This is a genomic window from Pseudomonas sp. 3MA1 (assembly GCF_029237275.1).
In the GTDB taxonomy this organism is placed as follows: domain Bacteria; phylum Pseudomonadota; class Gammaproteobacteria; order Pseudomonadales; family Pseudomonadaceae; genus Aquipseudomonas; species Aquipseudomonas fluorescens_AP.
Genome location: NZ_JAACFX010000019.1, coordinates 1 through 14,318, shown reverse-complemented (window position 1 = coordinate 14,318; position 14,318 = coordinate 1). Strand labels below are relative to the sequence as shown.

General features: G+C 66.6%; 6 protein-coding genes. 3 read left to right on the top strand and 3 right to left on the bottom strand.

All coding sequences use genetic code 11. The features are described from left to right. Positions 1–36: 36 nt before the first annotated feature. Together GWQ44_RS30055 and GWQ44_RS30050 are read right to left on the bottom strand one after the other, a co-directional pair. Complete coding sequence (locus GWQ44_RS30055) at positions 37–498, bottom strand: cysteine hydrolase family protein (RefSeq protein WP_016967136.1); 462 nt, start codon at positions 496–498, stop codon at positions 37–39. 65 nt (positions 499–563) lie between these two features. Continuing rightward, positions 564–1,169, bottom strand: a complete 606-nt coding sequence (locus tag GWQ44_RS30050) for a TetR/AcrR family transcriptional regulator (protein WP_016967135.1) — start codon at positions 1,167–1,169, stop codon at positions 564–566. Between the two features lie 134 nt (positions 1,170–1,303). On the opposite strand from GWQ44_RS30050, the gene GWQ44_RS30045 reads away from it, so the two are divergent. Together GWQ44_RS30045 and GWQ44_RS30040 are read left to right on the top strand one after the other, a co-directional pair. Continuing rightward, positions 1,304–2,476, top strand: coding sequence for an MFS transporter (locus tag GWQ44_RS30045; protein WP_103739370.1), 1,173 nt, complete (start codon positions 1,304–1,306; stop codon positions 2,474–2,476). 72 nt (positions 2,477–2,548) lie between these two features. Next, positions 2,549–3,286, top strand: coding sequence for an alpha/beta fold hydrolase (locus GWQ44_RS30040; RefSeq protein ID WP_275929017.1), 738 nt, complete (start codon positions 2,549–2,551; stop codon positions 3,284–3,286). Between the two features lie 154 nt (positions 3,287–3,440). Here GWQ44_RS30040 and GWQ44_RS30035 read toward each other — a convergent pair whose 3' ends face one another. After that, positions 3,441–4,409, bottom strand: coding sequence for a siderophore-interacting protein (locus GWQ44_RS30035; RefSeq protein ID WP_275929016.1), 969 nt, complete (start codon positions 4,407–4,409; stop codon positions 3,441–3,443). A 176-nt stretch (positions 4,410–4,585) separates the two neighbouring features. On the opposite strand from GWQ44_RS30035, the gene GWQ44_RS30030 reads away from it, so the two are divergent. Continuing rightward, positions 4,586–14,318: non-ribosomal peptide synthetase (locus GWQ44_RS30030; protein WP_275929015.1), on the top strand; the 9,733-nt coding region annotated here is incomplete at its 3' end.

The following is a 14,318-nucleotide window of genomic DNA, read 5'->3' as shown; positions in this document are numbered from 1 at the left end:
CCGCCCTGCACGGCCTTTTCACCGGCAAGCCGGTATCTACAGCTCGCTACTGCGGATCAGGTGCTTGAAGTGATGCCGCCACAGCTCGATGCCCAGGCCGCCGCTGCGGTCCAGGGACGAACCCACCGTCAGGTCGGTCAGCAGGGTTGGCTGCAATCCGACATCGAACAGGGCAAAACCCGCCGCCAGCACGCAAGTGTCGGTCTGGATGCCGCACACCAGCACCCGCTCGGGGTTCAGGCTTTTCAGGTAATCGAGAATCTCCGTCGTCGGTCCGTAACCGTGCTTGATGAAGACCTTGTCGGCGGCCACCAGGCTCTGGTCGTCCGCCGCCGGTTGCCAGCCCAGTTGCCGGGCGAAGGGCGTGCGGCTTTCGTCATGGCGTTCCACCGTGGCCACCGAGGGCATGCGCCCGAGCAGGCGGTTGATGCCCTCTACCAGCCAGGGCGGTGGGTTGAAGCAGGGTTGTACGTCGATGATCAGCAGTGCTTGGTGCATCTAGGGCTCCTTGTATCTGTGGCCTGCCCGGCCAATCGCCCATGGCGTTGGCTGGGGCGATTGGCTCAGGCGAGTGGGGTGGACGCTTGGCCGGCCAGCAGCCCGCGCAGCAGCAGTTGCAAGGCGTTCAGTGCTTCGTTCAGCCGCTGATGCGGCTCGGGGGCGGCGGCGATCCACAAGGCGGCTTCCACCAGGCTGCCGTTGATCAGGCGCGCCAGGGCCCGGGGTTCCACCACAGCAATCACCTGGGCCTGAATCAGCTGCTCCAGCAGGGCGCTCAGAGTGTCGATGCAATGTTCCTGGGCCGGCAGCCGCTCCCCCAGCACTGCACGCGCATCCTGCAGGACGATGCGCCGGATTTCCGCTTCCAGGGCCATCTGCAGATAGGCCCGGCAACGCTGGCAGAAGGCTTCCCAGGGATCGGCGAACTGAGCGGAGATTGCCGCCAGACGTTGATCCATCTCGCCATCGATCTGCTCCACCACCGCCGCCAGCAGCCCCTGCTTGTCACCGAAATGGTGATACAGCGCGCCCCGGGTCAGCCCGGCCTCGGCGGTCAGGTCGTCCATCGAGGTCCTGGCATAGCCCAGCCGGGCAAAGGCCTGGCGCGCGCTGGCGATCAGCTTGGCGCGGGTTTCTTCGATCATCTCGGCGCGAGGGCGGCTGCTCATGAACACAGTTCTCCAGCAAGGGGTGGATTGACATACGCGGCGTATGTTCTCATGCTTTTTAACATACGAGGCGTATGTATTTCTACTGCGCGAGCACTTTGTGGCAAGTTGCAACCCCCAAGGAGTCGTTGTAAATGGCAAACCCCTATCGCGAATTGTTCAAGGCCCCCGGCAGCCGGGCGTTCGTCCTGGCCGGAATGTTGGCGCGCATGCCGATCTCCATGACCGGCATCGGCCTGATCACCATGCTCGCCCAGTTGCACGGCGGCTACGCCCTGGCCGGCTCGGTGGCGGCGACCTTCGCCCTGGCCACGGCGTTCTGCGCGCCCCAGGTTTCGCGGCTGGTGGACCGCTACGGCCAGGGCCGGGTCTTGCCCCTGGCGGCGGGCCTGGGGGGCGGGGCATTGCTGGCCCTGTTGCTGTGCACCCGTTTGCAGGCGCCGCACTGGACCCTGTTCATCTGCGCCGCCGTGGCCGGCTGCATGCCCAGCATGTCGGCCATGGTCCGTGCCCGCTGGACCGAGCTGTATCGCGGCCAGCCGCAATTGCAGACCGCCTACGCCCTGGAGTCGGTGCTCGATGAAGTCTGCTTCATCATCGGTCCGCCGTTGTCGGTGGGGCTGTGCGTGGGCCTGTTTCCCGAGGCCGGACCGCTGGGCGCGCTGTTGACGCTGGCCTTGGGAGTTGGCGTGTTCGTCATGCAAAAAAGCACCGAGCCCCCCGTGCATCCCCACGAGCAGGGGCCGGGCGGCTCGATCATCCGTTCCGGGGAAATCCGCCTGCTGATGCTGCTGATGACGGCCATGGGCACCATCGTCGGGGTGGTGGACGTGGTCAGCGTGGCCTTCGCCCAGCAGCAGGGACAACCGGCGGCGGCGAGCATCGTGCTTTCGGTGTACGCCATCGGCTCGTGCCTGGCGGGCATCGCCTTCGGCGCGCTGAAACTGGCCACGCCCTTGCCCCGATTGTTCATGTATGGCGGCATCGCCACGGCCCTGACCACCTTGCCGCTGCTGTGGGCGAGCAACATCCTCGGCCTGTCCCTGGCGGTGTTCGTCGCCGGGCTGTTTTTCTCCCCGACCCTGATCGTCGCCATGGCTCTGGTGGAGCGCATCGTGCCGCCAGCCAAGCTCACCGAGGGCCTGACCTGGCTGGTCACCGGCCTGAGCATCGGCGTGGCCCTGGGGGCCGCCGGTTCCGGTGCGCTGGTGGACCATTTCGGCGCCCGCAGCGGTTTTTGGCTGGCCCTGGCCGGCGGTGCGGTGGTGCTGGGGGCGGCGCTGCAAAGTTATCGACGCCTGCGCTGAAGCGACCGTCGGACTAATTTGTCCGCCCCGTGCCGCGTTGTTCCTAACAGATCATCTGTCGAGGGACAAACCGTGACCCAGTTGAACCTGCTGTGCCTGCCGTACTCCGGCGCCAGCGCCATGGTCTACAGCCGCTGGCGGCGCAAGCTGCCCCCATGGCTGCACCTGACACCCGTGGAACTGCCCGGGCGCGGCGCCCGTTATACCGAACCCCTGCACACCGACATGCGGGTGCTGGCGATGCAGCTTGCCCGGGAAATCCAGAGCACGTTGCGCGCGCCCTACGCCCTGTTCGGTCACAGCCTGGGGGCCTTGCTGGCCTGCGAACTGGCCCACGCCCTGCGCGCCCTGGGCTGTCCGGAACCGGTGGCGCTGTTCGCCTCGGGGACGGCGGCGCCGACCTTGCGCAGCGAATACGACCGGGGCTTTGCCGAGCCCAAGAGCGATGAGCAATTGATCGAACAACTGCGCACCCTCAACGGCACCAGCGAAGAGGTACTGGCCAACCAGGAGTTGATGAGCCTGACCCTGCCGATCCTGCGGGCCGACTTCCTGCTGTGCGGCCGTTTTCGCCCGCTGCAGCGCCCGTTGCTCAATTGCCCGGTGCACGTGCTGGGGGGCACGACCGACCGCGCCACCAGCGAACAACTGATCGGCTGGAGCAAGGAAACCCATGGCGGCTTTTCGGTGGACATGCTCGCGGGCGGGCACTTCTTCATTCATGAACAGGAAACCCAGGTGCTGAGCCTGATCAAGGGCCACCTTGAGGGGCAGAGCCGCCGCCTGCAACCGGCGACCGTGGTTGTCTGAAGGCGCGCCGGGTTGCAGCGCCGGCGCAGGCCGCGAACGGCCCGCCGGGACACAGGGAACCGCCGCGCACCCGGAGTTGACGGTTGCCCGCCAGGCAAGGCCCGGCGGGCCTTTGCGCCGCTTCGCGGGCGCGGCAGCGGCTACCGGCACGGGCTCAACCCAGGGAACTGCCCAGGCGCCAGTAGCCCATCAGGGTCAGGTTGCGACGTTCCTGGCCGCGCTCGTTGATCAGGTGGCGGCGGATGCTCATCACCGTCGCCGACTCGCCGGCCACCCAGGCGTAGAAGCGGTTGTCCGCTGGACTGGCGCTTTCCCAGAGGCGTTGTTCAACGTCGCCTTCGGCCACCTTGAGTGGCCGGCGTCCAACGCTGGCCGGCGGCAGCTCGGCCAGTTCCCGGGCGGCATGGATCAGGGGTTCGCCATGTTGCGCCCCCAGCACGTCCCGGGGCAGCCAACTGAGCCGGGTCTGGGGATGACAGTGCAGGTCGATGCAGTCGCTTTCATGGGGCACCTCGATGAACACCTGCACATCCGGGTAGTCCGGATAGTCCTGCAGCTCTTCGAGAATCCCGGCGATGGCCGGCAGCGCGGTTTCATCGCCCATCAACAGCACCTTGCCAATCCCGGCCGGCGGCAGCCACTCATAACCACCGGGGTCGCCGCTGTAGGCCTTGTTCGGCACCACCATCTGCAGGCGATCGCCGGGCCGGGCGTGGCTGGCCCAGGCGGAGGCCGGCCCGTTGACCCCGTGCAGCACGAAATCCACATCCAGCTCCGCCGGCTGCAGGCGCAAGGCACGAATGGTGTAGGTGCGCATCGGCGGTTGCCGCTCGGCCGGCAACTGGCGCCGGGCCGCCTGCCAGTCGCCCTCCACCGGCAATTGTGGCGGCGTGCCGTCGGCCCCGGGAAACAGCAGCTTGATGCGCTGGTCCGGCGCCAGGGTGCGCGCCTGGGCGATGTCCTCGCCGCCGAACACCAGGCGGGTCATGGAGGGGCTGAGGTCGAGGCGTTGCTTGAGTTCGACGTTGATCAGGCGGTAGCCCCGGGGTTGTTGGGCGCCGGCACCTACCAGCTTGCGCAAGCCGTTGGCCAGTGAGCTGGCCAGGGAAGTGGCTGAGGACATGATCGCGACCTTGTTAAGGAGAAGGTCCTGATTTGACGAGCCGCAAGCGCTTGAATTTACCTGGCAGGACGCTGCCGCCAGTGCGACGCACATGGTTAATTTTTCCCCAGGCCCATCCGTTTCGTAGGGATAGCCGAGCCAACGCTCGATACCCAACATGTACGGATGAACCGCCGATGAACGCTGAAAAGTCCCTGAAACTCGCACGCCGATTTATCGAGCTGCCGCTGGAGAAGCGCCGGTTGTTCCTCGATAGTCTGCGGGCGGAAAACATCGACTTTTCGTTGTTTCCAATCCCGGCCGGGGTGGCCGTCGAGGACCGCCAGGAACTGTCCTACGCCCAGCGGCGCATGTGGTTGCTCTGGCAGTTGGACCCACAGAGCGGCGCCTACAACCTGCCGGGGGCGGTACGCCTGACAGGGGCGCTGAATCGTCAGGCGCTGGAGCAGGCGTTCGCCGCCCTGGTGGCGCGCCACGAAACCCTGCGCACGGTATTCAAGCAGCAGGCTGACGACCGCCTGGAACAGGCGCCGGCGACGGAATCCCTGTCGGTGGCGTTTCTCGACCTGAGCAGCATCGATGCCACGGCACGGGAGCAGGCGGTGGCGGCCGAAGCCCAGCGCCAGTCGCTGCTGCCGTTCGACCTGGACCGCGGCCCGCTGCTGCGGGTCAGGCTGCTGCAACTCGATGCGCAGGAGCATGTGCTGCTGCTGACCCTGCACCACATCGTCTCCGATGGCTGGTCGATGAATGTGCTGATCGACGAGTTCATCCGTTGCTACGACGCCTTCGAGCGGGGCGAAGCGCCGCAACTGCCGCCACTGCCGATCCAGTACAGCGACTACGCCCTGTGGCAGCGGCGCTGGCTGGAGGCGGGGGAGCAGGCGCGGCAACTGGAGTACTGGCAGGCGCAGTTGGGCGACGAGCATCCCGTGCTGGAGCTGCCCCTCGATCATCCGCGCCCGGCGATGCCCAGTTACCGCGGCACCCGCTACGAGTTTGCCGTGGCGCCGGAGCTGGCCGAACAGCTGCGGACCTTGGCCAGGCAGCACAACGTCACCCTGTTCATGCTGTTGCTCGGCGCCTTCAATGTGCTGCTGCACCGCTACACCGGCCAGGACGATATCCGCGTCGGCGTGCCCATTGCCAACCGCAACCGTGCCGAAGTCGAAGGGCTGATCGGCTTTTTCGTCAACACCCAGGTGCTGCGCACCCAGCTCACCGGCCAGACCCGGGTCAGCGAGCTGCTGCAGACCGTCAAAGAGGCGGCGCTGGGTGCCCAGGCTCATCAGGACCTGCCGTTCGAGCAACTGGTTGAGGCACTCAAGCTGGAGCGCAACCTGAGCCACACACCGCTGTTCCAGGTGATGTACAACCACCAGCCCCAGGTGGCGGATATCAGCACGGTACAGACGGCGTCCGGGCTGGAGCTGGGCCTGGTGCAATGGCAGAGCCGCACCACCCAGTTCGACCTGACCCTGGACACCTACGAGAAGTCCGGCACGCTGCATGCCGCCCTGACCTACGCCGAAGACCTGTTTGACGCCGGCACCATCGCGCGCATGGCGCGGCATTGGACCGCGCTGCTGCAAGGCATGCTGGAGGATGCCGAGCAGCGCATCGGCGAGTTGCCGATGCTCGATGGCCAAGAGCGCCAGACCCTGGTGCACGACTGGAACGCTACGGCGCAGGCTTACCCCACCGGGTTGAGCATGCCGCAACTGATCGCAGCTCAGGTCCGGCGTACCCCCGAGGCCTGCGCCTTGGTGTTCGGCGAGCAGCAACTGAGCTACGCCGAACTGGATGCCCGGGCCAACCGGCTGGCCCGCCTGCTGCGTGAGCAGGGTGTGGCGGCGGATGTGCTGGTGGGCATCTGCATCGAGCGCTCCCTCGAAATGGTCGTGGGCCTGCTGGCGATCCACAAGGCCGGTGGCGCCTACGTGCCCCTGGACTCGGAATACCCCCGGGACCGCTTGGCCTACATGATCGAGGACAGCGGCATCCGCCTCTTGCTGAGCCAGCGTTCGCTGCTGCCTCTGCTGGATTTCCAAGCCGCTGCAGAGGCGCCCAAGGTCATCCTTCTGGACCAGGATCAGGACGCGCTGCTGGCCTATGACAGCGGCCCGCTGGAGACGCTGGTCGACCCGCTGAACCTGGCCTATGTGATCTACACCTCGGGTTCCACCGGCAAGCCCAAGGGCGCGGGCAACAGCCACGCGGCGCTGGTCAACCGCTTGTTCTGGATGCAGCAGGCCTATGGCCTGGACGCCAGTGACGCGGTGCTGCAGAAAACCCCGTTCAGCTTCGACGTCTCGGTCTGGGAATTCTTCTGGCCGCTGATGACCGGTGCCCGGCTGGTGGTAGCGGCCCCGGGGGCTCACCGCGAGCCGGCGCGCCTGATCGACACCATCATCGACCACGGCATCAGCACCCTGCACTTTGTGCCCTCGATGCTCCAGGCCTTCATCCATGAGCAGGGCGTGTCGGCCTGCACCGGCCTCAAACGCATCGTCTGCAGTGGCGAGGCCTTGCCCCTGGAGGCTCAGCAGCAGGTCTTCGCCCGCTTGCCGGGCGCTGGCTTGTACAACCTCTACGGCCCGACCGAGGCGGCAATCGACGTCACCCACTGGACCTGTGTCGACGAAGGCGCAAGCAGCGTGCCGATCGGCCAGCCGATCGCCAACCTGCGCACCCATGTGCTGGATGCGCAATTGCTACCGGTGCCGGCGGGTGTGGCCGGCGAGCTGTACCTGGGCGGCGCCGGCCTGGCGCGCAGCTATCACCGGCGCCCGGCGCTGACTGCCGAGCGTTTCGTGCCTTGCCCGTTCCAGGCGGGCGCGCGGCTGTATCGCACCGGCGACCGGGTACGCCAGCGCGCCGATGGCGTGATCGAGTACCTGGGGCGCCTGGATCATCAGGTGAAATTGCGCGGCCTGCGCATCGAGTTGGGGGAGATCGAGGCGCGGCTGATGGAGCATCCGCAGGTGCGCGAAGCCACGGTGCTGGTGGTCGACGGCAAGCAACTGGTGGCCTACCTGGTGTTGCAGGAAGCCGCCGCCGACTGGCGCGAAGAGCTGATGGCCTACCTGGGCCGCAGCCTGCCGGAGTACATGGTGCCGGCGCAGTGGGTGCCCCAGGAAAGCATGCCGCTGACGCCCAACGGCAAGCTCGACCGCAAGGCCCTGCTGAGCTACACCGGCGAGGTGCTGCTAGCGCCCTACAGCGCACCGCGCGAAGGGGTCGAGCAGACCCTGGCCCAGATCTGGGGCGCGCTGCTGGCGGTGGAGCAGGTGGGCCTGGACGACAACTTCTTCGCCCTGGGCGGTGACTCGATCATTTCCATCCAGGTGGTCAGCCGAGCACGTCTGGCCGGCCTGCTGCTCAGCCCGCGGGACCTGTTCCAGCATCAAACCCTGCGCAGCCTGGCCCAGGCGGCCAAGCCCGTGGCCGCAGGCCCGGTGGACAGCGGCCCGGTCCAGGGCGCGGTGGCCCTGACCCCGGTACAGCACTGGTTCATGGAACAGGCGGTACCCCAGCGGCAGCACTGGAACCAGTCGCTGCTGTTGCAGGCGCGCCAGCCCCTGGAGGCCGAGCGCCTGAGCCAGGCCCTGACGCGCCTGGTGACGCACCACGATGCCCTACGTTTGCGGGTGCGCAAGGGGGCTGAGGGTTGGCAGCAGACCTACGCCATCGATGCGGGCGAGCTGTTGTGGCAGCGCAGCGCCGCAACCGCCGAACAACTGACCGAACTCTGTGAGGCCGCCCAGCGCAGCCTCGACCTGGAACAGGGGCCGCTGTTGCGCGCCATGCTGGTGAACCTCGCCGACGGCAGCCAGCGGCTGTTGCTGGTGATCCACCACTGGGCGGTGGACGGCGTGTCCTGGCGGGTGTTGCTGGAAGACCTGCAACAGCTCTATACCCAGCCGGAACTGGCCCTGGCTCCGCGCAGCAGTTCCTATCAGGCCTGGTCTGCGCACCTGCAACAGGCGGCCCTGGCCCGTAGCGCCGAGCTGGATTACTGGCAGGCGCAGATTCCGCAGCAGTTGGCCGAGTTGCCGGTGGATCACCCAGGCGCGGCTCTGGAGCATCGCCACGAGCAGAAAATCACCCTGACCCTGGGTGTCCAGCGCACCGCGCAACTGCTGCAGCAGGCCACCGCGGCCTATCGCACGCAGATCAACGACCTGCTGCTGACTGCCCTGGCCCGTACCTTGGGCCACTGGACCGGCGCCGAGGGCAGCCTGGTGCAGCTCGAAGGCCATGGCCGCGAGAGCCTCGGCAGCGAGCTGGACCTTGGCCGTAGCGTCGGTTGGTTCACCAGCCTGTTCCCGGTCTACCTGCGCGGGGGCGGCGAGCCCGGCGCGGCGCTCAAGGCGATCAAGGAACAACTGCGTGGGGTTCCGGACAAGGGGCTGGGCTTCGGCCTGCTGCGTTACCTGGGGGATGACGCCAGCCGTGCGGCCATGGCGCAACTGGCACAGCCACGGGTCACCTTCAACTACCTGGGGCAGTTCGACCGCCAGTTCGATGCCCAGGCGCTGTTGCTGCCGGCCAGCGAAAAGGCCGGACAGAGCCAAGACCCGCATGCGCCGCTGGCCAACTGGCTGGTGATCGAGGGGCAGGTCTACGGTGGCGAGCTGAGTTTGAACTGGGGCTTCAGTCGCGAGATGTACGAGCCTGCGACCATTCAGGGGCTGGTGGACCTTTACCGCGAGGAGCTGGAGGGCTTGATCGAGCATTGCCTCGACCCGCGGCAGGGCGCATTCACCCCGTCCGATGTGAGCCTGGCCCGCTTGACTCAGGCCCAACTGGACGACCTGGCCCTGCCCGCACGCGAAGTGCAGGACCTCTATCCGCTGTCGCCGATGCAGCAGGGCATGCTGTTCCACAGCCTCTATCAGCAGGGCCAGGACGACGTCTATGTCAGCCAGCTGCGGGCCGACGTGCAGGGCCTGGACGTGGTGCGTTTCCAGGCTGCCTGGGAGCAGGTGCTGGCCCGGCATGACATGCTGCGTACCGGGTTTGTCTGGCAGGACGATCAGGGCCAGGCCCTGCAGGTGGTCTACCGTCAGGCGCACCTGCCGTTCATCCAGTACGACTGGCGTGAGCGCCCGGACCAGGCGGCGGCCCTGGATGCCCTGGCCCTGGAGCAGCATCAGCGGGGCTTCGAACTGGCCCGCCCACCCTTGCTGCGTGTGGTGCTGGTACGCACCGCCGAGGATCGCTGGCATCTGCTGTACACCAGCCACCACATCCTGATGGATGGCTGGAGCAACGCCCTGGTGCTCAATGAAGTGTTGCAACTGTGCAAAGGGCAGCCACTGCCACCCGTGGGCGCAGGCTTCTCCCGGCATATTGCCTGGCTGCAACAGCAGGACCCGGCCCAGGGCGAAGCTTTCTGGCGCCAGCGCCTTGCGCAGCTGGACGAGCCTTGCCATCTGGCCCGCAGCGTGGTCAAGGCGGCGCTGCCGGCGCCAGGCGAGTACGGCGAACTGCTGTGCCAGCTGGACGAGGCACAAACCGCGCGCTTGAACAGCTTTGCCCGGGCCCAGCAGGTCACCCTCAATACCCTGGTGCAATCGGCCTGGTTGCTGTTGCTGCAACGCTATACCGGCCAGTCCAGCGTGGCGTGTGGGGTCACGGTTTCCGGGCGCCCGGCGGACCTTGCGGATGTCGAGCAGCAGGTCGGTCTGTTTATCAACACCTTGCCGTTGATCGCCACCGCCCATCCGGCCCGCAGCGTGGCCGACTGGGTGCGCGAGGTGCAGGCGCTGAACCTGGAGATGCGCGAGCACGAACACACCCCGTTGTTCGATATCCAGCGCTGGGCCGGCTCTGCCGGCGAGGCCCTGTTCGACACCCTGGTGGTGTTCGAGAACTTCCCGGTGGCCAAGAGCCTGGAGCAGTCTGCGCAGCATGGCCTGCGTTTCAGCGCGGTACAGAGTCAGGAACGCACCAACTATCCATTGACCCTCACCGCGCATGGCGGGCAGCGCCTGAGCCTGCACCTGGAATATTTCCAGGCCGAATTCAGCCCGCAGGTGGTGCAGGGGCTGGCGGCCTATCTGCAGGCATTGCTGCAGCGTTTCGTCGAGGCTCCCGAACAAGCCGTGGGGGCCGTGCCGCTATTGCTGCAAGACCAGCAGCAACAACTGCTGCTGGACTGGAACCCGGCCGAGGTCTGGCAGCCGGCACAGGCCTGCGTGCTGCAGCGTTTCGAACAGCAGGCGGCACTGCACCCGGACAACCTGGCGCTGATCCTCGACCGCCAGCGTCTGAGCTATGCCGAGCTCAACCTGCGGGCCAACCGCCTTGCCCATCACCTGATCGAGCTGGGCGTGGATGCCGACACCCTGGTGGGTGTGGCGGTGGGTCGTTCGCTGGAGATGATCGTGGCGCTGCTAGCGGTGCTCAAGGCCGGTGGCGCCTATGTACCGCTGGACCCGCAATACCCCAGCGAGCGCCTGCAATGCATGATCGAGGACAGCGGCCTGCAACTACTGCTGACGCAGCAGGCATTGCTGGAGCAACTGCCGCTCGATGGCGATCTGCCCCGGGTGTGCCTGGAGGCGGACCCGCAATGGCTGGCCCACTACAGCGGGTTGAACCCGGCACCGCGAGCGCAGCCGGGCAACCTGGCCTACGTGATGTTCACCTCCGGCTCCACCGGACGGCCCAAGGGCGTGGGTATCGACCTCGCCTCCCTGGCCCGGCATGTGGAAGTGATCATCAAGCTGTTCGAGCTCAAGGCCGATGACCGGGCGCTGCAGTTCGGCACTTTCAACTTCGACGGTTTCGTCGAGCAGCTGTACCCGGCCCTGTGTTGCGGCGCGGGGGTGGTGGTGCGTGGCGGCGAGCTGTGGGACAGCGACACCTTCTACCAGCAACTGATCGAGCATCAGATCTCGGTGGTCGATGTGACCACCGCCTACTGGTATCTGCTGGTGCGTGATTTCGCCGAGCGTGGCCCGCGTGACTATGGCCGCTTGCGCCAGCTGCACATAGGTGGCGAAGCCATGCCGCCGGAAGGGCTCAAGGCCTGGCGCGATGCCGGCCTGGGCCATGTGCGCCTGTTCAATACCTATGGCCCGACCGAAACCACGGTCAGCGCCACGGCGCTGGACTGCGCCGGCTATGTCGATGGCCGCGAACCTTTGCCGGCAACCATGCCCATCGGCCGGGTGCTGGATGGCCGCGCCATCTACCTGCTGGATGCCAACCTCAACCCGCTTCCGGTGGGGGTCACCGGGGAACTGCTGATTGGCGGACCGCTGCTGGCCCGGGGGTATTTCCAGCGTCCTGAACTGACGGCTGAGCGTTTCATTCCCGATCCTTTCACCCCGGGCGGGGCGGGGCGCCTGTATCGCACCGGCGACCTGGCACGCTATCGCGCCGATGGGGTGATCGAGTACGTCGGGCGCATCGACCATCAGGTCAAGGTGCGTGGTTTCCGGATCGAGCTGGGGGAGATCGAAGCCCGCCTGCTGGCCCAAGCCAGCGTCCGCGAGGCCCTGGTGATCGCTGCCGATAACCAGTTGCTGGGTTATGTGGTAGCCAGCCAGGCGCTGGCTGAAGCCGGGCAGGGGCCATTGCGCGAACAGCTCAAGGCCGGCCTGCGCGCCGAACTGCCGGACTACATGGTGCCGGCGCACATTCTGTTCCTCGACCACCTGCCGCTGAGCCCCAATGGCAAGCTCGATCGCGCAGCCCTGCCCAAGCCCGACACCTGCCAGACCCAGGCTGACTGGAAAGCCCCGGTCAGCGAGCTGGAGCAGCAGGTGGCGACGATCTGGTCCCAGGTGCTGGGTATCGAACGGATCGGGCTTGACGAGCATTTCTTTGAATTGGGCGGCCACTCGCTGCTCGCCACCCAGATGGTGTCCCGGGTACGGCACGGCCTGGGTGTCGAGGTGAGCCTGCGCACCCTGTTCGAACAGCCGCAGTTGGAAAACTTCGTCCGTGCCCTGGGCCACCCTACGGTATCCTCCCCGGCCATCCTGCCGCTGCAGCCCGGGCAGCCGCTGCCGTTGTCCTATGCCCAGGAGCGCCAGTGGTTCCTCTGGCAACTGGATCCGCAAAGCGCCGCCTACCACGTGCCCAGCGTCTTGCGCCTGAAAGGTCGACTGGAGCGAGCTGCCCTGCAACGGGCCTTCGATTCCCTGGTGGCGCGCCACGCCAGCCTGCGCACGCATTTGCAGCAGGATGGCCAGCGCACGGTGCAGGTGATCGAGCCTGAGGCGCGGATCGAGCTGGCCCTGGCCGATGCCGATGAAGCGGCGCTCAAGGCCTGGGTGGAAGCCGAAATTGCCCGGCCCTTCGACTTGCGCCAGGGCCCGCTGATGCGGGTCAGCTTGCTGCGTCTGGCCGCGGACGAGCATGTGCTGGTGCTGGTGCAGCACCATATCGTTTCCGATGGCTGGTCGATGCAACTGATGGTCGACGAACTGGTGCAGTTGTATACGGCTTACAGCCAGGGCCAGGAGCTGCAGTTGCCGGCCTTGCCGATCCAGTACGCCGACTATGCGCTTTGGCAGCGCAACTGGATGGAGGTCGGAGAAAAGGATCGTCAGCTGGGCTACTGGCGCGAGCTGCTGGGGGGCGAGCAGCCGGTGCTGGAATTGCCGCTGGATCATCCGCGTCCGGCCCTGCCTAGCCATCGCGGTGCGCGCCTGAATGTGCCGTTGCCGGCCGCTCTGCTGGCCGGGCTCAAGGGCCTGGCCCAGCGGCAAGGGGTGACCCTGTTCATGCTGTTGCTGGCGTCCTACCAGATCTTGCTGCATCGCTACAGCGGCCAGCAGGACATTCGCGTCGGTGTGCCGATCGCCAACCGTAACCGGGTGGAAACCGAGCGTTTGATCGGCTTCTTTGTCAACACCCAGGTGATGAAGGCTGATATCGACGGGCAACTGACGGTCAGCCAACTGCTGGCCCAGGTCAAGCAGAGGGCCCTGGAAGCCCAGGCCCATCAGGACCTGCCCTTCGAGCAACTGGTGGAAGCCCTGCAGCCCGAGCGCAGCCTGAGCCTGAGCCCGCTGTTCCAGGTGATGTTCAACCACCACATCAGCCTGGCGGGCAATCACTTGCAGCGTCTGGCACACCTGGACATGAGTCCGTTGAGCTGGGATGAAGGGGTGGCCCAGTTCGACCTGACCCTGGATATCGAAGAGTCTCAGGACCAGGTGCGCGCCTCCCTGAGCTACGCCACTGATCTGTTCGAGGCCACGACCATCGGGCGCATGGCCCGGCACTGGCAGAACCTGCTGCAGGCTATGGTGGCCGATCCGCAGCAGAGCATCGGCCAGCTGAACCTGTTGGACGATAGCGAGCGCCAGCAACTGCTCCAGCTCTGGGACCGCAGCGCTTCGGGCTTCCCGGCCGGGCGCCTGGTGCATGAACTGGTGGCCGACCGCGCCCGGGAAAATCCCGAGGCGGTGGCAGTGATCTTCGATACCCAGACGCTCACTTATGGCGAGCTCGATCGCAGCGCCAACCGTCTGGCCCGGGCCCTGATCGCCCGGGGCGTGGGCCCGGAAGTGCGGGTGGCGATCGCCATGCCGCGCAGCGCCGAGATCATGGTGGCCTTCCTTGCGGTACTCAAAGCCGGTGGGGTCTATGTGCCGCTGGATGTGGAGTACCCGGAAGATCGCCTGCTGTACATGCTGCAGGACAGCCGCGCGCAATTGCTGCTGACCCATAGCGCCGTAGCGGACAAGCTGCCGATGCCCCAGGGCCTGCTAAGCCTGGCGGTGGACCGTACCCAAGACTGGGCGGGTAGCGACGATAGCGCACCACAAGTGGCCCTGGATGGAGATAACCTGGCCTATGTGATCTACACCTCCGGCTCCACCGGCATGCCCAAGGGCGTGGCGGTGTCTCACGGCCCGCTGGTGGCGCACATCATTGCCACCG